The organism is Actinosynnema sp. NPDC004786, assembly GCF_053601135.1.
Genome location: NZ_JBSGBG010000041.1, coordinates 71867 through 92469 on the forward strand (window position 1 = coordinate 71867; position 20603 = coordinate 92469).

A 20603-nucleotide genomic window follows, 5' to 3' on the forward strand; every position below is an offset into this window, starting at 1 on the left:
CCGGGACGCTCCACGGTTCCTCCGGCGGTCACAACTCGTCATCTCCGGGCGTACCCGAACGATGACTCATGCGTACCAGACCGGTGGACGCGGGCCCAAGATCGTAAACCCAACTTCACGCGATGGTGTCGCGGTCGCGGACCGGGTCGCGTCGCGGCCGTACCATCCGGACTCGGAGTCGGGAGCGGGGCGCCGGAACCCCGGTGCACCAAGGCTTTGGGAGGCGGCACGATGGCGACCGAACTGAGGCGGCGCAAGCTGGAGAAGGTCTACCGCTCGATGGACGCCGACGAGGACGGCGTGATCGACGAGCTGGACGTCACCGCGCTGGCGCAGATCTGGTGCGACACCTACGACCTGGCCCCGCGCTCGGAGGACTGGCGCCGGATCCACTTCCACGCCCGCAAGATGTTCCGCGACATCCCGGGCCGGATCGGCGCCGAGGGGCTCAAGCGGGTCACCGTGGAGGACTGGATCACGTGGGGCGACGACCCCGCGTTCCCCGCCTACGTGGAGGCGTCGGCGGTCCCGTTCAGCATGGCCGTGTTCGCCGCCGCGGACAAGGATGCCGACGGCCGGATCACGGTCGCGGAGATGATGGCCGCGCAGCTGCGGAGCGGCATGTCCGAGGCGGAGACCAGGCAGGCGTTCGACCTGCTGGACACCGACCGGGACGGCTACGTCACCACCGACGAGTACAGCCGGGCGGCGCGGGCGTTCTACCTCAGCGACGACCACGACGAGCCCGGCAACACGATCGCGGGCGAGTTGTAGCGCTCAGTTCGCCGCCGGCCCGTCGTCGGCCAGCCAGAGGTTGGTGAGGTCGCCGTTCAGCACCGGGTACGGCAGCCAGCCGCGCACCCTCGTGGAGTGGAACCAGTACTGGTGGGCGAACAGCACCGGCACGATCGCGCCGTCCCGCAGCGCCTCGGCCTCCACCTCCCGGAACAGCTCGCCGGCGCGCTCCTCGTCGGCCGAGGTGAGGGCCGCGGTGAGGAGTTCGTTGACGCGCTCGCTGCGGTAGCGGCCGAAGTTCGAGCCCCAGTCGCCGTGTTCGGGCACGTCCCGGCTGTCCAGCAGCGGTTGCAGGTAGGTGCGGGCGTTGTTGCCGTACCAGTCGGGTTCCCAGCCGGTGAGCGCGATCTCCCAGTCGCCCGTCCGCGCGGACGCGGCCGACGAGAAGAACTCCGAGAACAGCTCGTTGATCGACGCCGGCACGAGCACCACGCGGATGCCCGCCCTGGCCAGGGCGTCCCGCACCGCCTCGGCGGTGGCCGGGTGGATGTCGCGGTCGCGGAAGACCAGCCGCAGGGTCAGGCCGTCCGGGTAGCCCGCCTCGGCGAGCAGCCGCCGGGCCCGCTCGGGGTCGCCCCGGCCGCCCTCGGTGGCGAACGGGCGGTGCTCCCGGTGGGCCAGGCACAGCGGCGGCAGGATCTGGTCCGCGATGTCGTTGAGCCGCGGGCCGCCCCACACCTCCGACACCGCGGCCTTGTCCACCGCGTACTGCAGGGCGGTGCGGACGGCCCGCTTGCCGGTGGCCCCGCCCTCGGCGTTACTGGCGAAGTTCACCACCACGTACGGGCTGAGCAGGCCGGCCGGGTACACCTCCAGCCTCGGGTCGTCCGCGGCGAGCAGCGCGGGCAGCTCCTCGGTGAGCGGCTGGACGTCCCACAGCATGTCGGCGTCGCCGCGGGCGACGAGGTCGTGCGCCTCGCGCTCGTCCACGCCCTGCCTGACCACGATGCCGTCGAGGTGCGCGGCCCGCAGGTCGTCGGTCGCCGGGTCCCAGGACGGGTTGCGGCGCAGCTCGATCCGCTCGCCGGGGCGGTGGGCGGTGATCCGGTAGGGGCCGAGGGACAGCACGTCCAGCTCGGGGCTGCCGGGCGCGCAGGCGAGGTACTCGTGCGGCGCGGGGGTCGCGAAGGGCAGCGCCAGCATGTTGAGGAAGTCCGACATCGGGTAGCGCGTGGTGAAGCGGACCTCGGTGTCGTCCAGCGCGACGACGCCCCTGACGTCGGTGTGCTCCAGGCGGTCGGCGACGGCCTCGACCGTGCGCGGGCCGGCGGCCAGCGCGTCGCGGAACTCCGCCAACCCGTCGATGGCGTTGAGGTAGTAGGCCAGGCCGGGGCTGTTGGCCAGCGGGTGCGCCAGGCGCTTGATGCCGCGCACCACGTCGTGGGCCGTGACCGGGCGCGGACCGGTCGGGGTGTGCCAGCGCACGCCGTCGCGGAGGGTGAACGCGTAGCGGGTGCCGCCGCCGGTGACCCGCCCGTTCGCCGCGGTCGGCACCTCGGTGGCCAGGTCCGCGACGAGCCTGCCCGCCTCCTCCCGGTCCCGGCTCGCGACGTACCCGACGAGCTGGCGGGTGTACGCGCGCAGGATGCCCCGGGTGACGGTGTGGTAGGCCAGCGACGGGTCGAGGTGGTCGACGTCGCCCGCGCCGACCATCGTCAGCGTCCCGCCGCGGCGGGGTGTGGCCGCGCCCGCCGGGCCGGCGGGCCGTTGCAGCGTCTCCGACACGGCGGGTACCGCCCCTCTGCTCGGTGCCTGTGGCGCGGCTCAGCTCGCGCCGGGGAGGCCGTCCGGGTGCCGGTCCGCCACGAGGGTCAGCACGACGTCGTGCTCCAGCAGCGCCTTCGCCGCGGCCAGCGCCTCGGTGAACCCGCCCATGGAGCCCAGCGCCCAGGCGACGACCGCGTCCGCGTCCGCGCCGCCGAAACCGGTCTCGGTCAGGTCGACCCGGGTCTCGTCCTCGGAACGGGGCGTGAACCGCATCTCCCACGTCGTCGGTTTCGGCCCGTTCTGCCACTCGATGACGAATCGGCGGTCCTGCTCGAACTCCTTCACCTTGGCCGTGACGGAGACGTCGTACATCTTCCACGTCCACCGCAGTTCCGCGCCGGGTTCGACGGGTCCGCTGCTGTCGGTGAACCAGAACCGGCTGGTGATCGCCGGATCGGTGAAAGCCCGGAAGACCTCGGCCACCGGCCTGCGGATCAACATCGTCGTCTCGACGACCGGGGGCTTCTCGAGTTGGGAACCGCCCACGACTTCTCCTCTGAGGTGATTCACCACGTGCGCCGGCCACGCTACCGCACCCGATCACCGACAACGGTCGCCGTCGCGCGGTTTCACCCCGATCGAGTTGTTCCCCCTCATCCTTCCCGTGGAATTGCCGGGCACATTCACCGGGTCGATACCTTGTCCGCCATCGCGGAACCCGGTATTCGATCAGGGGAATGAGTTCTGGTGACCCGGGAGGCGCGGTGACCGTTCCGGAGCGGGCCGAGGCGTACGACGTCGTGATCGTCGGGGGCGGGGCCGCCGGGCTCGCGGGTGCGCTCGTGCTGGCCCGCGCGCGCCACCGCGTCCTGCTGGTGGACGGCGGGCAGCCGCGCAACGCGCCCGCCGCGCACGTGCACGGCTTCCCGACCCGGGACGGGGTGTCGCCCGGGGCGTTCCTGCGCGCGGCCCGGGAGGAGGTCCTGGGTTACGGCGTCGAGCTGGTCGACGGCACGGCGCGGTCGGCCTCGGCGGTCGACGGGGGCGTCCTGGTGGAGCTGGCCGACGGGCGCGCGGCGCGCGGGCGCAGGCTGCTCGTGGCGAGCGGCATGACCGACGAGCTGCCGGACCTGCCCGGCCTCGCCGAGCGCTGGGGGCGGGACGTGCTGCACTGCCCCTACTGCCACGGGTGGGAGGTGCGCGACCAGCCGATCGCGGTGCTGTCCACCGGTCCCATGGCGGTGCACCAGGCGTTGTTGTTCAGCCAGTGGACGTCGGACGTGCGGCTGCTGGTGCACACGGGGCCGGAGCCGACGCCGGCCGAGGTCGAGGAGCTGACCGCGCGGGGTGTCCGCGTCGTGCCGGGCGAGGTGGCGCGGGTGGAGGTCGAGGACGACCGGCTGACCGGGGTGCGGATGCGCTCCGGGGAGGTGGTCGCGGTGCGGGCGCTGGTGTCGGGGCCGCGGTTCGCCGCGCGGGCGGACCTGCTGGCGCCGCTGGGGATCGAGCCGACGCCGTACCCGGGCGGCATCGGGGACTACGTCGAGGCGGACGACACCGGGCGCACCGCGGTGCCGGCGGTGTGGGTCGCGGGCAACGTGACCGACCCGGCCGCGCTGGTCCTGGGCGCCGCGGCGGCGGGTGCGCGGGCCGGGATCGCGATCATCGAGGACCTGCTGGCGGAGGACACGCGGCGCGCCGTCGAGGCCCGTCGTGGTGGGGCCGGGGGTTCGTGAGCCGCGACGGCGCCACGGGGTCGTGCGCTTCCCGACCGGCGGCGGGGCGCGGCATGCGGGAGAACCGCAGCGGGACGGCGGGCAACGGAGCCGCAGCGGTCGGTTGCGGGCAGCGGGCAGCCCCTGGTTGTCGGCGGCGCGCGCGTGGCCGCCACGGCGGGTGTCACACCGGTCCGGGTCTGGGACGCGGTGCCCGTGGTGGGTGGCGGCCGGTGGCCGGGTTGGTCAGCAGGTGGTGGCCCGGTGGGTCTCCAGCAGGGACTTGAGGCCGGTCATCAGGCCGGGCCACCCGCCGCTGCCCTCCAGCCGCCCGCTGATCGCCAGGTGCATCAGGCTGCCCGGGTCGAAGTTGTCGTGCACGATCCGGAGACGCGCGCCGGCGTCCCCGACCGGGTCGATGTCGAACGCGACCCGCGAGCGCCGCTCCCGCGCGTGCCGGGCGAGTTCCGCGTCCGACCAGCCGAACAGCCGGGCGTGCACCGGCTGGAAGTGGTGCCACGTGTAGGCGAGCCTGCGGTGCGGCGCGGATTCCAGCACCACCTGGCCGATGTCCTCGAACTCGCCGTCCGGCTCGTACTGCCAGCGCACCGGCGAGCCGACCCGCCAGTCCGAGTCGAAGGCGATGCCGGTCCAGTAGGCGCGGGTGAACTCGGGTTCGGTGAGGCCCCGCCACACCTGCTCGGGTGTGGCGTCGAACCGGACGGTGTGGACGAACTCCGGGCCCTTCATCGGCTCTCCTCCCGATCCTGCGAGGTCTGGGCCGCCGCGCCGGCGACCCGCGCCCCCGGTCGAACGTCACGGCGGTGCGCCGTCATCGGCAGCGCGTTCACCGGCATGGTGATGGCGGGCTTGGGGCGCACCCGGTGCCCCGGCACCGGGGTCAGCCGCCAGCGGGCGGCGATGGTGGCCAGGGAGATGACCAGTTCCACCCACGACAGCCGCTCGCCGATGCAGCCGTGGACGCCGGTGCCGAACGGCAGGAAAGCGCCGTGCGCCAACGGGTGCTCGCGGTAGGCGAGCCACCGGTCGGGGTCGAACCGGCCGGGGTCGGCGTGGATCCCGGGGTTGTGGTTGAGCGCGTGGGCGCTGTAGAGCACCACGGTCCCGGCCGGGACGCGGTAGCCGCCCAGTTCCGCGTCGGCCGTGGTGACGCGGCTCTGGAACAGGCCCTGCGTCCGGAGGCGCAGGGTCTCGGTGACCACGCGCCGGGTGTGGTCGAGGTGGACCACGTCCTCGTGGGTCGCGGTCCGGCCGGCCAGCACGTGGTCGACCTCGTCGTGCAGCCGGCGTTCGGCGTCCGGGTGCGCGCCGAGTTCGTGGAAGGCCCACGACAGCGTGTTGCTGATGGTGTTGCTGCCCGCGATCAGGAACGTCATGACCTCGTCGCGCACCTGCTCGTCGCTCATCGCGCGCCGCCCGTCCTCGTCGCGGGCGAGGACCATCGTGGACAGCAGGTCGCCGCGGTCCGTGCCGGCGGCCAGGTACTCGTCGATCACGGCCTCGACCGTGCGCCGCAGGAACGCCTCCGCCTCCCGGTAACGGCGGTTGGCGCGGGTCGGCAGCCTGGTGAGCAGGCCGGTGGTGTCGGTGATCCGCCGGAACAGCCCGCCGAGGACGACCGCGGCCGCGGCCATGAACCGCACCCGGTCCAGGACCACGTCGTCGGCGACCAGCACGCGGACGATGTTGGCCAGCGCGAGTTCGTCCATCTCCTCGTGCACGGCGATCCGTTGGCCGTCCCGCCACGAGGCCGCCTTGGCCTCGGCGTGCCGGCTCATGACGGCGGCGTAGTCGGCGAGCTGCCCGTGCTGGAACGCGGGCATGATGAGCCTGCGCTGCCGCCGGTGGAACTCACCGTCGGAGATGCCCAGGCCGTTGCCGAACAGCAGCCGGAACCGCTCGGTGATCGGGCCGCCCCGGGCGAACACGTCGGGCCGGCGCATGACGTCGCACATCAGCCCCGGGTCGTTGACCACGTACATCGGCTTGCGGCCCAGGCGGATCACGGTGACCGGGTCGCCGGACTGCAGCTCCACCAGGAACGGACCGGGGCTCCGCTTCATCCGCAGCGCGTGGCCCAGGAGGGGCAGCGCGCCGGGAGCCGTCCCGGGTGGACGGAGCGCGGCCGTCATCGCCGCGGTCCTCGGCCGGCGACGAGAGGAGCGCCCGGTGGGGGAACCCTGCTGCTGCTCGACGACATCGGCGGACCTCGACTCGGTCGCTATGCATTCTTCAAGCACTCTAGGGACGCGGTCGTGCGAGCCGCAAGCCCCGATCGCGTGAGTCGCGCCGGGGGCCGGCACGTCGCCCGGCCCCCGGCGCGGCGGCTACACGCGGCCGGCGAGCTGGTTGCCGACCGAGTCCGGGTCGGTGCTCCGGTAGAAGTCGCGGATCGCCGCGGCGTGCTCGTCGGTGGTGACGAAGCCGTCACCGTCGCCGTCGAGCTTCTGGAACATCTCCAGCGCCTCGACCTGGCCCACCCCGGACGCGCTCTGGAGGGTCATCCACTCGTTGAGCGACACCCGGCCGTCGCCGTCGGTGTCGCCGAGCTCGAACGTGGTCTGCGCCAACGGGATCGCGACGTCCTCGATGAAGCCGGGGTTGTCGTGCGCCGCCACCCACTCCTCCTTGGTGACCACCTTGTCGCCGGAGCCGTCCGCGTGCCCTTCCAGCTCCTGCCAGAACTTGTTGGCCTTCCTGGTGACCTCGCGCCACTGCTCCGAGCCGGGTGTCGCGCCGAAGCTGACGCACCAGCCCTGGACCAGGCGGTCGATGTCGGACTGGTCGAGGACGCCGTCGCCGTTGGCGTCGTACCGGTCGAAGTGCTGCTCGAACTTGCGCTGCTGGAGTTCGGTGACCATGGGTTCGCTCCTGATCTCGACGAGAGGTCCGCCCGCGCGGCCCGACTCCGGCATACCGCGCGCACGGCGTCCAGTCATTGCCCTGATCAGGGGTAAGGGGCCCGCCCGCGACGTCACCCGGTGAGGGCGGTCCGAACAGGACCGTCGTCATCAGAGGGTGAAGAGGGTCTTGATCGCGCGACGGTCGTCCCTGGCCCGGTAGCCCTCGGCCGCCTGGTCGGGCGGGGGCGTCAGGTCGAAGACGGAGGGGTGACGGTGTCGGCGCGGGCACCCACGGCGACCCGCGGAGGCCGTGGCACGGATCGGGTGAGCGGCCGCGACCGAGCCGACCGGCGGGCGCCGCGACCGAGGGGCCGGGCACCCGCCGGTGCCGGTCAGGCGGGAGCGCCGGTGACCTGGTCGCCGGTCTTGGTGATGCGGTAGGTCGTGCGCGCGCCGCTCCAGAAGTGGAACGTGAGGGTGACGACGCCGTCGGCGACCTCGGCGAAGAACTCCGGCTTCAGGATCAGCCTGCCCGTGGCGTAGTCGGGCTGGAAGTGCTGCCAGAACTCCTTGAACGGGGTCCAGTTCGCCGGTCCCGCCGGGCTGCCGTCGGCGTACACGGCCTCCATGGTGGCGAGCTGGTCGCCGCGGAACAGGGTGGGGACGGCGAACGACGCGGTGGTGCCGGTCGCCGCCGCCTGGGTCGGCGGGTCGGACGTGATGATGTCGATCGACCACGGCACGCCCTGCGAGAACCGCGCCTCGACGGTCGCGTTGACCCCGTGGGCCCGGCTCCCGACGAGCCTGGTCAGGGCGGCCGGGGTGAACGTCACCGTGGTGCCCGACAGCGTGTAGTCCGTGCCCTGGACCAGGTCCGCGCCGTTGTGCCGCAGGCCCCGGAACGCGGTGCCGTTGAGGTTGAGCGTCAGCGACTCGGCGGTGATCGCGCCGGTCCCCGGCACGTGCACCCGGTCGGACGACGCCGTGCCGGAGCGGGTGGTCCAGCTCGCCTTGATCAGGTCGTGCAGGCCCTGGTCGCGCCAGCGCAGCTCGACGCGGTTCAGGAACTGGCCCGCGTCCCAGAGCATCGTGGTGAGCCCGCGCGTGCGGGCGTGGTGGCCGACCGCCTCCAGGAACTTCAGGAACTCGCCCCGCTCGATGACGCCGGGCCGGGTGTGGTCGTAGTTGAGCAGCGCCCACTCGCCGATGATCACGGGGATGCCGCGGGCGACGAACGAGTCGCGCACCCGGTCGAACGTGCCGACGAGGTCCTGCTCGACCTCGGCGTTGAACCGGGTGAACCCGGCGATGTTCACGCTGAACGGCCAGAAGCCGTAGAAGTGGACGGTCGCCGCGATGTTGGGGTCGCGCAACCGGTCGTAGCCCGCCAGGAACGCGTCCAGGCGGCCCTGGTCGGCGTTCGTGTGGAGGGTGGGCAGCACGAGCAGCCGGGTGGCGTTGCCGCCGCCGGAGCCGCGCACGATCCGGTGGAACTCGGCGTTCAGCTCGTGCAGGGCCTGGTATTCCTGCTCGTCGCCGGTGGCGCCGGCGAACTGCGGCTCGTTGATGTTCTCGAACACGAGCCCGGCGGGGTGGTCCCGGAACGCGGTCGCGATCTGGGACCACAGCGCGGTGTACCTGGCCAGCACGTTCGCCCGGTCCGTCGGGTAGGTGTCGATCCACTGCCACGAGTCGTGGTGCAGGTTGATCATCACGTGGAAGCCCTCGGCCAGCGACCAGTCGACCACCTCGCGGACGCGGTCCAGCCAGGCCGGGTCGATGGCGTAGTCCGGCGCGGGGCCGTGGTGGTTGCTCCAGGTGATCGGGAGCCGGATGCTCTTGTAGCCCTGGGAGCGCACGTGGCGCAGCAGCGCCTGGGTCGTGCGCGGGTTGCCCCAGGAGGTCTCGTCGGGGATCGCGTCGAGGGTGTTGCCGAGGTTCCAGCCGGGCTGCATCGCGGCCACGGTCGCCATCGCGTCGCCCGGCTGCGGCTCCTCCCGGCCGGTGCAGGTGACGCCGTTGAGCGTGAACGCGGTCGGCGCGGGGTTGCCGCCCGACCACGACCCGTTGAAGCCGAACGAGACCGAGGCGTTGGTGGGGATGGACGCGTTGTAGCTCGCGTTGGTCGCGGTGACCTGCGCGCCGGAGGTGGTGACGGTCGCGTTCCACGCCTGCGTGACGCGTTGCCCGGCGGTGAACGCCCAGCCGACGCGCCAGCCGGTGACCGGGTCGCCGAGGTTCGTGACGGTCACGGCGGCGGTGAAGCCGCCGGTCCACTGCGCCTGCACCGCGTAGTCGACGCGACACCCCGCCGCCTGCCCGTGCACCGCCTGGGCGGCCGACCGCACTCCCGCGACCGACTGCGCGTTCGCGCCGGGCCCGGCATGGGCGGCCGGTGGCGCGCCGGTGGCCGCTTGGACGGCGGCGGTCGGGACCATCGCCGTCACCACCACCGCGGCCAGGGCGACGGCGAGCCGCCGGGGGAGCTTCCGTGTGTCGTGCGCGCTCAAGACTTCACTGTCCCTTGCTGTCGGTGGTACGTGGTCGCGGGTACTCGCCGAACAACCGGTCGCTGACGCTTAGAAAGTTTCTCGATTCGAGAGAGAAACTTTCTGATGTCGGATGCTACTCAGCCCGCGAGCCGGGCGTCAATCGCCCGCATCGGCTCCTACCTGCGCGTTGTCGAACGGGATGGTCGAACGCGCGTCGAATCCCGGAACGCGATCTTCGGCCTGAGGGCGACCGTTGACGCCATCTGCGACGCGTCGGTAGCGTGCCGATCGGTGGAAAATTGCGCTGATCGGCGCAGAAATATTTCTGCCGGCCCCAGGTTCCGGACGTGAAGACGGTGAGATGAGCAGCCCGATCATCCCGGGGTTCCACCCCGACCCGAGCATCTGCCGCGCGGGCGACGACTACTACCTCGCGTGCTCCAGCTTCGAGTACTTCCCCGGCGTGCCGATCTTCCACAGCCGGGACCTGGTCGACTGGGTGCAGATCGGCAACGCGCTGGACCGGCCGGAGCAGTTGCGCCTGCCCGAGGGCACGGTGTCCTCCGGCGGGATCTACGCCCCCACCCTGCGCCACCACGACGGCCGGTTCTGGCTCGTCGTCACCAACGTGCAGGGCGACGGCAACCTGCTGGTCCACGCCGAGGACCCGGCCGGCCCCTGGTCGGACCCGGTGCGGCTGCCCGGCGTCCACGGCATCGACCCCGACCTGGCGTGGGACGAGGACGGCAACTGCTGGTGCACCTACGCCGGGGTGGCGCAGGTCCGCATCGACCCGACCACCGGCGAGACGCTGGGCGAGCCCGTGCGGCTCTGGTCCGGCGCGCCGGGCGCCAAGGCCCCCGAGGCGCCGCACCTGCACAAGGTCGGCGACCACTGGTACCTGCTGATCGCCGAGGGCGGCACGGAACGCGGCCACGCCGTGTCGATCGCCCGCGCCCGCACGGTCAACGGCCCGTTCGAGCCGTGCCCCGCGAACCCGGTCCTGACCCACCGCGGCACCGACCACCCCGTGCAGAACACCGGTCACGCCGACCTCGTGCAGGCGCCCGACGGCCGGTGGTGGATGGTGCTGCTGGGCGTGCGCCCGCGCGGCGGCACGCCGGGGTGGCACGTGCTGGGGCGGGAGACGTTCCTCGCGCCGGTGCGGTGGGACGACGGGTGGCCGGTGGTCGGCGACCTGGTGCCCGGCACCGCCGCGGCACCGGCCGAGCCTATCCGGGACGACTTCGACAAGCCCGACCTGCACCCGCGCTGGATCTCGCTGCGCCACCGCTCCCCCGGGCACTGCACCACCGAGGCGCGGCCCGGCCGGCTCACCCTCCGCGCGGCCGGCGGTTCGCTGGACGACCTCGACGTGACCTTCGTCGGACGCCGCCAGCAGCACCTGTCGTGCCGCGCCCGCGCCGCGGTCGACCCGACCGAGGGCAGCGGCGGCCTGGTCGTGCGGCTGGACGAGCGGCACCACTACGCCATCGAGGTGGCCGACGGGCAGGTGAGCGCGTATGCGCGGATCGGGCCGTTGCGCTGCCTGGTCGGCGCCGCGCCGGCCGGCCCCGGCGAGGTCGTGCTGGAGGTCGGGATCACCGGGAACCGCGTGGTGGCCGACTCCCGGACGGGACCCGACGTGGTGAGCCTCGCGGTCGTCGGCGCGGACGGCACGCGGACCGAACTGGCGTCGCTGGACGGGCGGTACCTGTCCACCGAGGTGGCGGGCGGGTTCACCGGGCGGGTCATCGGCATGTACGCCACCCGCGGGACCGTCCACTTCGACTGGTTCGACTACGAGCCGGTCTGACCCGCGGCGCTCCGGTCGTCCGGCGGGGCGGTGCTCCGCCGGACCGTCAGGGTGGTCGCCAGTTCCAGCCCGACCTGCGGCGGCTCCTCGCCGCGGCCGAGGGCGAGGGCCAGCTCGGTGGCGGCGGCCGCCATCTCCACGAGCGGTTGGCGCACGGTGGTCAGCGGCGGGTCGACCAGCGCCGCCACGGGCAGGTCGTCGAAGCCGACCACGCTGAGGTCGTCCGGGATCCGCAGCCCGGCCTCGCGGGCGGCCTGGTACACCCCCAGCGCCTGGAGGTCGTTGCACGCGAACACGGCGGTCGGGCGGTCCGGGCGGCCGAGGAGGTCGGCGGCCGCCGCGTGGCCCGCCTCCTGGGTCAGCTCCGCGCGCACCACCAGCGCGGGGTCCACCGGGAGCCCCGCCGCGTCGAGGGCGGCGCGGTAGCCGTCGAACCGGGCGCGGCAGCACAGGACGTCGTCCGGGCCCGCGACCATGGCGACGCGGCGGTGGCCGAGCGAGGTCAGGTGGCGGGTGGCCGACCGGCCGCCGCTCCAGTTCGTCGCGCCGACGAACGGCACGTCGTCGGGCAGTTCCGAGGTCGGGTCGAACACCACGAACGGGATGCCCCTGGCGCGCAACCGGTCACGCTCCTCCGGGGAGAGCTGCGCGACCGTGACGACGCAGGCGGGCCGGCGGTCGAGCGCGTCGTCGATCCAGTACCGGATCGCGTTGCGCTGCGGGCCGAACTCCGACAGCACGACCCCGACCCGGTTCTTGCGCGCCGCCCGCTGCACCCCGCGGATGATCTCGACGCCCCACATGCCCTCCAGCTCGTCGAACACGAGGTCGAGCTGGTTGCTGCGGCTCGGCGCACTCGACTTCCGGTAGCCGTACTCGGTGATCAGCGCCTCGACCCGGGCCCGCGTGCCCGCCGACACCCCGGCCCGCCCGTTGATCACCTTGGACACCGTGGGCACGGACACGCCGGCCGTCTCGGCGATGTAGGAGATGGTGACGGGCCGCGAGGACCCGCCCGGCGCGTGCTCGTCCTCGGTCACCGGCCCAGTCTACGTTTCCGCACCCCGCGCCGAAAGTTTCCACGCTGCCGCGCGGCCAGCCGGCGGGCGGTCACATCTTGCGGGCCGGTCAGCTCGTGGGCAGCACGTGCCTGACCGTGCTGCACACCGGCAACCTGCGCCGGGCCGGCGAGTCGGAGGAGCGCGTCACCGCCGTGGCGCCCTGGCGGGACGCGCCCAACTTCACCGCCGCCGAACGCGCGGCGCTCGCGCTCGTCGAGGCGGTCCTGACCCCGAACCCCCACGGCGAGCGCGTCCCGGACGAGCTGTACGCGTCGGCCTCCGCGCACTACGACGAGAAGGCGCTCGCCACGCTGGCCCTGGCGATCGGCCAGGTGTGCTTCTTCATCCCGCTCGCGCTCATCGGCAAGCCGCGTCCCGGCGTCTCGCCCGCCGAGCAGTGGCGGTGACACGTCGGGGGCGAAGGCCGCGCCGGGCGCCTCACGCGTCCGGCGCGGTCCGGCCGCCGGCGGCGTGGTGCCCGTACGGCACGGCCTTCAGCAGCGTGACGGCGATGGTCTTGCCGCCGGGCGCGTGGTAGGTCCGCTGCTCGCCGGGACGTGCCCCGCACAGGGCCGCGCCCAACGGCGAGTCCGGCGAGTAGACCTCCAGGTCGCCGTGCTCGACGGCGCGCATGCCGAGCAGGAACGTCTCCGTGTCGTCGATGTCGTCGTACCGGACGGTGAGCACCATGCCGGGTTCGGCGACGCCGTCGTCGGGCGGGTCCTGGCCCACGACCGCGTTGTTGAGCAGTTCCTGGACCTCGCGGATGCGCTCCTCGCGCTGCCGGTTCGACATCGCGCCACGCTCCTCGGCGTCGCCGCTCTCGAAGGTCGGCGTCGCGCCGGCCGCCAACAGGCCGGCGAGTTCGGCCCGCAGCCGCTGGTGCGCTTCGACGCTCAGCCAGACGCGTCGGGTACCGGGGTGGGTGCTGGTCATGATGGCCCTCGTGTGGCTCGAAGAGGTGGATGTGGACAGGGGTTGCCGTCAGGGCGGCCGGGGAGGTGGGGGCCGCCCTGACGGCGGAGGGTGTCCGCGGCGCCGGGTTCTCGATCGCCTCCGGCCCCTCGGACGGGGTGGTGGTCGTGGCTCAGCGCGGCGACGTGTCGGCGGCCCGCCGGCCGAGGATGACCTCGACGTCGTGGGCGTAGCCGCTGGCGATGCGGGTGAGCACGTCCCGCTGCACGCGCAGGAACGCGTTCTCCGCGCGCAGCCAGGCCAGCTCGTCGCGTTCGTCGTCGGTGAGCGGGCCGCCGGAACTCGGGGTGTCCATGGGGTCTCCCAGCGGTGTTCGGTCAACGCAAGGGGTCGAAGGGCCGCAGCGCTTCCGGCTGCTTGCCGGTGGTGATCTGCTCCGCCAGCAGCCGACCGGTGACCGGGCCCTGGGCGAGCCCCCACATGCCGTGCCCGGCCGCGACGTAGACGTGCGGCGCGCGCACCGCGCCGATCAGGGCGCGCCCGTCCGGGGTGACCGGCCGCGGCCCGACCCACACGTCGCGGCGCTGCTCCCAGCGCACGCCGTCGAGCAGGGGCCGGGCGGAGGCGATGATCGCTTCGAGCCGGGCGCCCACGCCGGGCGCGTCGGGGTCGCGGAACTCCATCGTGCCCGCCACGCGCAGGCCGTCCTGGTACGGCGTGCACGCCACCCGCACGTCGGGCAGGTAGACCGGGCCGGGGACGGGGCGTTCCACGGGCACGGTGAACGAGTAGCCGCGGCCCGCGCGCACCGGCACGCGCACGCCCAACCGCTTCGCGAGCCCGGTCAGCCACGCGCCGGTGGCGACCACGGCGACGTCGGCGGCGACGGCCTTGCCCTTGCGCGGGTGGACGGTCACGCCCCGGGCGTGGGTGCGCAGGTCGACCACCTCGAACAGGCGGATCGTCGCGCCGCGCGCGACCACGGCACGCGCCAGGGCCTGCACGAACGCGCCGGGGTCGGTGTAGCGCTGCCCGTCGACGCGGACGCCGGCGGTGAGCGCGGGCGAGGCCAGGGGCACGTGCTCGCGGAGCCCGTCGGCGTCGAGTTCGACGTGGTCGACGCGCTGCCCGGCGTCGGCCATCCGGCTCAGCTCGCGCAGCAGCCCCTGCGCCCGCGCCGGGCTCGTGAAGCCGGCCGTGATCGGCGCGTCCACCGTGGCGACGTCCACGCCGTTGGCCGTGAGCACGTCGAACGCCTCGAAGCTCTCCTCGTTGAGCGGCAGGTTGGCCCGGACCGCGCGGGTCCACGACGACCAGCGGCAGTGCGCCGCGAACCTCAGCAGGAACGACCACAGGCCGGGGTCGACCCTGGGCGGGATGTGCAGGGGCGCGGTCGGGCTGAGCAGCGACCGCAGGCCGTAGCGCAGCACCGACGGCTCGTTGAGCGGGATCGCCAGGCCGGGCGCGATCCACCCGGCGTTGCCCCACGACGCTCCCGCCGCGATCGACGTCCGGTCGACCACGGTCACCTCGACGCCGCGCTCCTGCAGGAACCACGCCGTAGACAGGCCCACGATGCCCGCGCCGACCACGACCGCCGTCCGCGGCCCGCCGTCGATGCGTTCGACGTCGACCATGACCACCTCCACCGAGTGCTGCTGTCGAAGCCAGCATCGCCGGAAAGGCACGCCACCCTGTTGTCCGCCGTCGACAATCCGGCGGGGTGGCTTTGTCGGAACCCGACAGCGAGTGGTGGTCAGCCGCTCTCGGCCGCGGCCAGGTCGATGATCATGGCGAGCCGCTTGCGCGGGTCGTCCAGGTCGAGCGCGGTCACCTCGGCCATCTTGCGCAGCCGGTAGCGGATGGTGTTCGGGTGCACGCCCAGCCGGTCGCCCGCCGCGCCCAGGTCGCCCTGCGCCTCCAGCCACGCCCGCAGGGTGGCCACGTAGTGCGTGGCGTGCTGCTCGTCGTGGCGGCGCAACTCGGTCACCGGTCCCCGGGCCGGGGTGCGGCCCGCGCGGGCCGCCGCCCGCAACCGCTGGAGCAGGATGTCGTCCCACGACTCGTCGTACGCCGGGGGCAGCGAGTCCGGTGGGCGCGCCTCGTGCAGCGCGAGGCACTCGTCGGCCTCCTGCCGGCCCGCCGGCAGGTCGGTCGCGGTGGCCGTGCCGCCGATGCCGGCGGTCACCGTGACCTCGGCGGGCAGCGCGGCGCGCAGCATGGCCACCCACTCGCGGGCGGTCGAGGTCCGCTCGCCGGGCAGGATCGTGTAGAGCGTGTTGCCCGACAGGGTGCTGCGGCCGGGCCGGGACCAGCCGAACCCGGTGGTGGCCCGTTCGAACGCCAGCAGCAGCGCGGCGTGCCGCTCGGCGGCGATCCGGGCGCGCACGGCGATGACCCGCAGCGGTCCCTGCGGCAGGCCGAGCCTGCTCAGCACCGTGGCGGCGTCCGCCGTGCCCTCCAGCAGGCGCAGGGCCAGGTCGGACTCGACCTGCCGCTCCAGGTCCGCGCTGGCCCGCCAGCGGAGCAGGTGCAGCGCCACCGTGCGGGCCCCGTCCGCCAGCGCGGCGCACCGGGCCCCGGTCAACGGGCTGCCGCACGTCACCCACACCGACCCCAGCAGCTCCCGGCCCGCGCGCACCGCCACCGCCATGCGCCCGGTCAGCCCGTGCTCCGGGTCCTGCTCGACGAACACCGGCGAATCGTGCGCCGCCAGGTGCGCGAACACCCCGCGTGCCTCGAACAGCGCCCGCAGCTCGTCCGGCGCCTGCCGGCCCAGGATGGTCTCCAGCCTCGCCCGGTCGGCCCCCTGCTGGGACCGGGAGTACGCCAGCACGCGCGAGGACCGGTCCTCGATGGTGACCGCGCCGCCCACCGCGACGGCCAGGCTGTCGGCGAGCGCGAACAGGTCGGTGGGGCCGCGACCGGACTCGGTCTCGCGCCCCTCCAGCACGAGCCCGTAGACCACGCCGGCCAACTGGCTCCACGAGACGGCGGGCTCGACCACCATCACCGCGACGCCCTCGACCTCGCCCAGCCGGGCGGCCTCGCGCTCGACGTCGGCGTCGCCGTGCACCAGCACCACGCCGGCCCGCGCCGCCACCGCCCACTCCACGGCGCGCGCCACGGAGCCCGCGCCCACGGCCAGGAACACGTCGCCGTCGACCGCGCGGGCGTCGGTGGACTCGCGCATCACCACGCTGCGCAGCTCGGTCGAGCGCGGCACCGGGCAGCACGCCAGCCGCACCCCGTAGCCACCCAGCACGTTCACCAGGCGGTCCAACCTGATCATGACCCATCCCCTGTCCGACGCCGACCACCCACCGTAACCGGCGGGTGGGACGGCCACACCGGCGCAGGCCCCGGCGGAACCGGGGGCACGTCGAGCCCCTTCGCCGGCGCCACCCGCGCGGACCCGGCCGGACGGGTCCCGCACCACGGCCCTCGCCGGCGTGCGGGGCGCGGTCTCCTCGGGTCGGGCGGAACAGCCCCGCCGGCACACGCCCCCGGTTACCGCGCCGAGCGCGCCCGCACGTGCGCCCGTTCCCCCTGCGGCCCGAACAGGACCAGCGTCTCGACGGCCCGGCCGTCGGCGGAGCCCAGCCAGTGCGGCAGCGCGGTGTCGAACTCGGCCGCCTCGCCGGCCGACAGCACCAGGTCCCGGTCGCCGACCACCAGCCGGAGCCGTCCGTCGAGGACGTACACCCACTCGTAGCCGTCGTGCGCCTGCGGTGTCGGCTCGGCCGGTTCCGGGCGGCTCGGGATGAGCATCTTGAACGCCTGCACGCCGCCCGCGCGGCGGGTGAGCGGGATGAACGTCATCCCGTGGCGGTGGATCGGCCGCAGGTGGATCCGCGGGTCGCCGGTGCGCGGCGCGCCGACCAGGTCGTCCAGCGGCACCCCGTACACCCGCGCCAGCGGCAGCAGGAGTTCCAGCGTGGGCCGCCGCCCGCCGCTCTCCAGCCGGGACAGGGTGCTCTCCGACGTCCCGGTCGCGGCCGACAGCTCGGCCAGGGTCAACCCGCGCTGCCTGCGCAGGGCGCGCAACCGGGAGCCGACCGCGTCGAGCACCTGCTCCGCCTCGTCCGCCATGACGCCCGATCCTGCCACGTCGGGGCGTTCCCGAGCGGGTCCGGGCGGGAGGCGGCCCGCCGGACGAGTCCACAGTGGATCCGCCGTCGGCGGAGGCGCGGTTCGGGATGCGCTGATCGAGCGGCGCCGATCGTCCGACCGGGTGGTGCTCCGTGACGCGGCGGCGGGCGCGAGGATGCTGGAACCATGCCGAGGGTTGCGGTGCGGGCGTTGGCGGCGGTGGTCCTGGGTGTGGCGCTCGTCCCGGCGGCGGAAGCCACGCCGGGCACCGGGGTCGGCGCCGTCACGGTGTTCCGGCAGGTCGTCGGCGATCGCGAGTACGTGGTCCGGGAGATCACCATCGCGCCCGGCGGGGCGACGGGGTGGCACTACCACCCCGGCCCGGTGTTCGGCGTGGTGGAGGCGGGCACGTTGACCCACTACCGCGACGACTGCTCGGTGGACGGCGTGTACCGCCCGGGCCGGGCGATCTCCGAGGCGAGCGGGACGGGGTACGTCCACATCGGACGCAACCTGGGGTCGGAGCCGCTGGTCCTGCGGGCGCTGTACGTGAACCCGGTGGGCAGCGCGTTGGCGGTGGACGCGCCGAACCCCGGATGCCCGTTCGAGTAACCGGTGCGGGGTGCTTGGATCGACGGGTGAGCCTCGACGAGCTGCGCGACCTGATCACCCGCCACGCCCGGCCGGACCTGACCACGGCGATCGAGGACGTGCTGGTCTCCAAGGTCGACCGGGCCGAGCCGCCGTCGCCCGCGATGACGGGCACGGTGCTCGCCGTCGTCGCGCAGGGCCGCAAGCGGGTCGCGCTGGGCGACCGCGTGCACGAGTACGGCGCGGGGCAGTACCTGGTCGCCTCCGTCGACATGCCGATCACCGGTCACTACACCGACATCGACCCCGATCGGCCGGCGTTGGGCTTCGGCCTGGTCCTGCGCCCGGCGGTGATCGCCGAACTGCTGCTGCACGCGGCGCCGGACGACCTGCCGCGCGTCGACGGCACGCCGCCCGGCCTGGCCGTCGGCGACGCGTCCGACGAGCTGCTCGACGCGGTGGTCCGGCTGCTGCGCCTGCTCGACCGGCCGCGCGACCGGGCGGTGCTCGCGCCGCTGGTCAAGCGCGAGGTCCTCTGGCGGGTCGTCACCGGCGCGCACGGCGCGGCGGTGCGCCAGCTCGGCCTCGCCGACAGCGGCCTCACCCACATCGCCCGCGCGGTGCGTTGGATCCGCGACCACTACGCGCGGTCGTTCCGGGTGGAGGACGTCGCCCGGCTGGCCGGCATGAGCGTGTCCGCGTTCCACCGCAACTTCCAGGCCGTCACCGCGATGAGCCCGATCCAGTTCCAGAAGCAGATCCGGCTCCAGCAGGCCCGGCTGCTGCTCGCCGCCCACCCCCACGACATCACCGGCGTCGGCCACCGCGTCGGGTACGACAGCCCGTCGCAGTTCAGCCGCGAGTACCGGCGGCAGTTCGGCGAGCCGCCCAGCCGGGACGCGACGAGGCTGCGCGCCTCCGCGCCGGCGCTGCCCTGATGCCGAAAACCATTTCCCCCGCCGTGTTCAACATATAGCACACAGGGGGTCTTGCGGCAAGGCCCCGGTGCCGCCGCACAATTCCCGCACCACGTGGGTCCGAATGCGCCGGAAAACACGACGAGGAATTGGGCGGTACATGTTCGACGTGATCGTTGCCGGGGCGGGTCCGACCGGGTTGATGCTGGCCTGCGAACTGCGGCTGCACGGCGTGCGCGTGCTCGTGGTGGACCGGGACCCGGAGCCGACGAAGGTCGTCCGGGCCCTCGGCCTGCACGTGCGCAGCATCGAGCTGATGGACCAGCGCGGGGTCCTGGAGCGTTTCCTGGAACAGGGCCGGAAACACCCGGTCGGCGGATTCTTCGCGGGTATCGAGAAGCCCTCGCCGACCCTGGACACGGCGCACGGGTACGTGCTCGGCATCCCGCAGCCCAGGATCGACCGCCTGCTGGCCGACCGTGCCGCGGAACTGGGCGTCGGGACGCGGCGCGGGTGGGAGCTGGTCGGGCTGGACCAGGACGACGAGGGCGTGACGGTCGAGTCGGCCGACGGCGGGCGGCTGCGGGCCCGGTTCCTGGTCGGTTGCGACGGCGGCCGCAGCACGGTGCGCAAGCTGCTCGGCGTCGGCTTCCCCGGCGAGGCCGCCCGGGTGGAGACGCTGCTGGGCGAGATGGAGGTGGCCGCGCCCGCGGCGGAGGTCGCCGCCGTGGTCGCCAGGGTCCGCGAGACCGAGAAGCGGTTCGGCCTCGGGCCGTTGGAGGACGGCGCGTACCGCGTCGTCGTGCCCGCCGAGGGGGTGGCCGAGGACCGCGCCGTGCCGCCGACCTTCGAGGAGTTCCGGCGGCGGCTGCGGGCGGTCGCCGGCACCGACTTCGGCGTGCGCTCGCCGCGCTGGCTGTCCCGGTTCACCGACGCCACCAGGCTGGCCGAGCGCTACCGGGTCGGCCGGGTGCTGCTCGCGGGCGACGCCGCGCACGTCCACCCGCCGACCGGCGGCCAAGGGCTCAACCTGGGCGTGCAGGACGCGGTGAACCTGGGCTGGAAGCTCGCCGCCGAGGTCGCCGGCTGGGCTCCGGAGGGGCTGCTGGACACCTACGAGGCCGAGCGCCGGCCGGTGGCGGCGGACGTCCTGGACAACACCCGCGCGCAGATGGAGCTGCTGTCCACCGAGCCGGGCGCGCGGGCGGTGCGGCGGCTGGTGTCGGAGCTGATGGACTTCGAGGTGGTGCGCCGCCACCTGATCGAGAAGGTCACCGCGATCGGGGTGCGCTACGACTTCGGGTCGGGCTCGGGCGAGGGGCACGAGCTGGTCGGCAGGCGGATGCGCGACGTGGCGCTGAAGCGGGGCCGCCTCTACGGGCTGATGCACGGGGGCCGGGGGCTGTTGCTCGACCAGACCGGCAGCCTGTCCGTGGCGGGGTGGGCGGACCGGGTCGACCACGTCGTGGAGGTCAGCGAGGAGCTGCACGTGCCGGCCTTGCTGCTGCGGCCGGACGGCCACGTGGCGTGGGTGGGCGACGAACAGGCGGACCTGGCCGGCCACCTGGCCCGGTGGTTCGGCGCGCCCTCGGAGGCTGTGGTGTGACCGGGCGGCGCGGTGCGGGCCGGGGCCCGCAC

At 74.0% G+C, this 20603-nt stretch carries 19 protein-coding genes; 7 read left to right on the forward strand and 12 right to left on the reverse strand.

Annotation, left to right across the window (positions count from 1 at the left end; genetic code table 11):
- The first annotated feature begins 231 nt into the window (after positions 1–231).
- The gene (locus tag ACWEFJ_RS30085; protein ID WP_378093190.1) at positions 232–774 is read left to right on the forward strand and encodes an EF-hand domain-containing protein; all 543 of its coding nucleotides are present in this window, start codon (positions 232–234) and stop codon (positions 772–774) included.
- A 3-nt stretch (positions 775–777) separates the two neighbouring features.
- Here the strand turns inward: ACWEFJ_RS30085 and ACWEFJ_RS30090 are convergent, their stop codons facing one another.
- A complete protein-coding gene (locus ACWEFJ_RS30090) occupies positions 778–2520 on the reverse strand; it encodes an ABC transporter substrate-binding protein (protein WP_449715767.1) in 1743 nt (580 codons plus the stop codon).
- Positions 2521–2559: 39 nt separating this feature from the next.
- The gene (locus ACWEFJ_RS30095; protein ID WP_378093194.1) at positions 2560–3048 is read right to left on the reverse strand and encodes an SRPBCC domain-containing protein; all 489 of its coding nucleotides are present in this window, start codon (positions 3046–3048) and stop codon (positions 2560–2562) included.
- 218 nt (positions 3049–3266) lie between these two features.
- Here ACWEFJ_RS30095 and ACWEFJ_RS30100 point away from each other — a divergent pair, with 218 nt between their 5' ends.
- On the forward strand, positions 3267–4238 hold the full coding sequence (locus ACWEFJ_RS30100; RefSeq protein ID WP_378093196.1) for an NAD(P)/FAD-dependent oxidoreductase: 972 nt from the start codon (positions 3267–3269) through the stop codon (positions 4236–4238).
- Positions 4239–4463: 225 nt separating this feature from the next.
- On the opposite strand, the gene ACWEFJ_RS30105 is transcribed toward ACWEFJ_RS30100, so the two are convergent.
- From ACWEFJ_RS30105 to ACWEFJ_RS30120, 4 genes are all read right to left on the reverse strand, one after another.
- Positions 4464–4967 (reverse strand): SRPBCC family protein, encoded by a 504-nt coding sequence (locus tag ACWEFJ_RS30105; protein WP_378093198.1) that lies wholly within the window; start codon positions 4965–4967, stop codon positions 4464–4466.
- The gene (locus ACWEFJ_RS30110) at positions 4964–6370 is read right to left on the reverse strand and encodes a cytochrome P450 (RefSeq protein WP_449715768.1); all 1407 of its coding nucleotides are present in this window, start codon (positions 6368–6370) and stop codon (positions 4964–4966) included. The genes ACWEFJ_RS30105 and ACWEFJ_RS30110 overlap by 4 nt, the downstream gene beginning before the upstream one ends.
- 195 nt (positions 6371–6565) lie before the next feature.
- On the reverse strand, positions 6566–7099 hold the full coding sequence (locus ACWEFJ_RS30115; protein WP_449715769.1) for an EF-hand domain-containing protein: 534 nt from the start codon (positions 7097–7099) through the stop codon (positions 6566–6568).
- 374 nt (positions 7100–7473) lie between these two features.
- Positions 7474–9591, reverse strand: a complete 2118-nt coding sequence (locus ACWEFJ_RS30120; RefSeq protein ID WP_449715770.1) for a cellulase family glycosylhydrolase — start codon at positions 9589–9591, stop codon at positions 7474–7476.
- Between the two features lie 343 nt (positions 9592–9934).
- On the opposite strand from ACWEFJ_RS30120, the gene ACWEFJ_RS30125 reads away from it, so the two are divergent.
- Positions 9935–11389 (forward strand): glycoside hydrolase family 43 protein, encoded by a 1455-nt coding sequence (locus tag ACWEFJ_RS30125; protein WP_449715771.1) that lies wholly within the window; start codon positions 9935–9937, stop codon positions 11387–11389.
- Here the strand turns inward: ACWEFJ_RS30125 and ACWEFJ_RS30130 are convergent.
- Positions 11374–12429, reverse strand: a complete 1056-nt coding sequence (locus tag ACWEFJ_RS30130) for a LacI family DNA-binding transcriptional regulator (protein ID WP_378093209.1) — start codon at positions 12427–12429, stop codon at positions 11374–11376. The two genes, ACWEFJ_RS30125 and ACWEFJ_RS30130, sit on opposite strands and share 16 nt — an antisense overlap.
- Before the next feature lie 77 nt (positions 12430–12506).
- Here ACWEFJ_RS30130 and ACWEFJ_RS30135 point away from each other — a divergent pair, with 77 nt between their 5' ends.
- Positions 12507–12857 (forward strand): carboxymuconolactone decarboxylase family protein, encoded by a 351-nt coding sequence (locus ACWEFJ_RS30135; protein WP_449715772.1) that lies wholly within the window; start codon positions 12507–12509, stop codon positions 12855–12857.
- Between the two features lie 31 nt (positions 12858–12888).
- Here the strand turns inward: ACWEFJ_RS30135 and ACWEFJ_RS30140 are convergent, their stop codons facing one another.
- From ACWEFJ_RS30140 to ACWEFJ_RS30160, 5 genes are all read right to left on the reverse strand, one after another.
- Positions 12889–13386, reverse strand: coding sequence for a GreA/GreB family elongation factor (locus ACWEFJ_RS30140; protein ID WP_449715773.1), 498 nt, complete (start codon positions 13384–13386; stop codon positions 12889–12891).
- Positions 13387–13537: 151 nt separating this feature from the next.
- Entirely contained in the window at positions 13538–13720 is a 183-nt protein-coding gene (locus ACWEFJ_RS30145) for a hypothetical protein (protein WP_378093215.1), read from the reverse strand.
- 22 nt (positions 13721–13742) lie between these two features.
- A complete protein-coding gene (locus tag ACWEFJ_RS30150; RefSeq protein ID WP_449715774.1) occupies positions 13743–15002 on the reverse strand; it encodes an NAD(P)/FAD-dependent oxidoreductase in 1260 nt (419 codons plus the stop codon).
- Positions 15003–15121: 119 nt separating this feature from the next.
- Positions 15122–16657 carry a PucR family transcriptional regulator gene (locus ACWEFJ_RS30155; protein WP_378093219.1) on the reverse strand — a complete coding sequence of 512 codons (1536 nt, stop codon included), beginning with the start codon at positions 16655–16657 and terminating at the stop codon, positions 15122–15124.
- Positions 16658–16875: 218 nt separating this feature from the next.
- Entirely contained in the window at positions 16876–17457 is a 582-nt protein-coding gene (locus tag ACWEFJ_RS30160; RefSeq protein ID WP_378093221.1) for a helix-turn-helix domain-containing protein, read from the reverse strand.
- 186 nt (positions 17458–17643) lie between these two features.
- On the opposite strand from ACWEFJ_RS30160, the gene ACWEFJ_RS30165 reads away from it, so the two are divergent.
- From ACWEFJ_RS30165 to rox, 3 genes are all read left to right on the forward strand, one after another.
- Complete coding sequence (locus ACWEFJ_RS30165) at positions 17644–18069, forward strand: cupin domain-containing protein (RefSeq protein ID WP_449715775.1); 426 nt, start codon at positions 17644–17646, stop codon at positions 18067–18069.
- 26 nt (positions 18070–18095) lie between these two features.
- Complete coding sequence (locus ACWEFJ_RS30170; protein WP_449715776.1) at positions 18096–18986, forward strand: AraC family transcriptional regulator; 891 nt, start codon at positions 18096–18098, stop codon at positions 18984–18986.
- Positions 18987–19125: 139 nt separating this feature from the next.
- Positions 19126–20571: a rifampin monooxygenase gene (gene rox, locus ACWEFJ_RS30175; RefSeq protein WP_449715777.1), complete on the forward strand. Its 1446-nt coding sequence runs from the start codon at positions 19126–19128 to the stop codon at positions 20569–20571.
- Positions 20572–20603 lie beyond the last annotated feature (32 nt).

Bases quoted from the DNA above. Each gene is read 5' to 3' on its own strand.
- ACWEFJ_RS30105 (WP_378093198.1), bottom strand. From the start codon at position 4,967: ATGAAGGGCCCGGAGTTCGTCCACACCGTCCGGTTCGACGCCACACCC.
- ACWEFJ_RS30145 (WP_378093215.1), bottom strand. From the start codon at position 13,720: ATGGACACCCCGAGTTCCGGCGGCCCGCTCACCGACGACGAACGCGAC.
- ACWEFJ_RS30085 (WP_378093190.1), top strand. From the start codon at position 232: ATGGCGACCGAACTGAGGCGGCGCAAGCTGGAGAAGGTCTACCGCTCG.
- ACWEFJ_RS30160 (WP_378093221.1), bottom strand. From the start codon at position 17,457: ATGGCGGACGAGGCGGAGCAGGTGCTCGACGCGGTCGGCTCCCGGTTG.
- ACWEFJ_RS30150 (WP_449715774.1), bottom strand. From the start codon at position 15,002: ATGGTCGACGTCGAACGCATCGACGGCGGGCCGCGGACGGCGGTCGTG.
- ACWEFJ_RS30110 (WP_449715768.1), bottom strand. From the start codon at position 6,370: ATGACGGCCGCGCTCCGTCCACCCGGGACGGCTCCCGGCGCGCTGCCC.
- rox (WP_449715777.1), top strand. From the start codon at position 19,126: ATGTTCGACGTGATCGTTGCCGGGGCGGGTCCGACCGGGTTGATGCTG.
- ACWEFJ_RS30115 (WP_449715769.1), bottom strand. From the start codon at position 7,099: ATGGTCACCGAACTCCAGCAGCGCAAGTTCGAGCAGCACTTCGACCGG.
- ACWEFJ_RS30125 (WP_449715771.1), top strand. From the start codon at position 9,935: ATGAGCAGCCCGATCATCCCGGGGTTCCACCCCGACCCGAGCATCTGC.
- ACWEFJ_RS30140 (WP_449715773.1), bottom strand. From the start codon at position 13,386: ATGACCAGCACCCACCCCGGTACCCGACGCGTCTGGCTGAGCGTCGAA.
- ACWEFJ_RS30165 (WP_449715775.1), top strand. From the start codon at position 17,644: ATGCCGAGGGTTGCGGTGCGGGCGTTGGCGGCGGTGGTCCTGGGTGTG.
- ACWEFJ_RS30155 (WP_378093219.1), bottom strand. From the start codon at position 16,657: ATGATCAGGTTGGACCGCCTGGTGAACGTGCTGGGTGGCTACGGGGTG.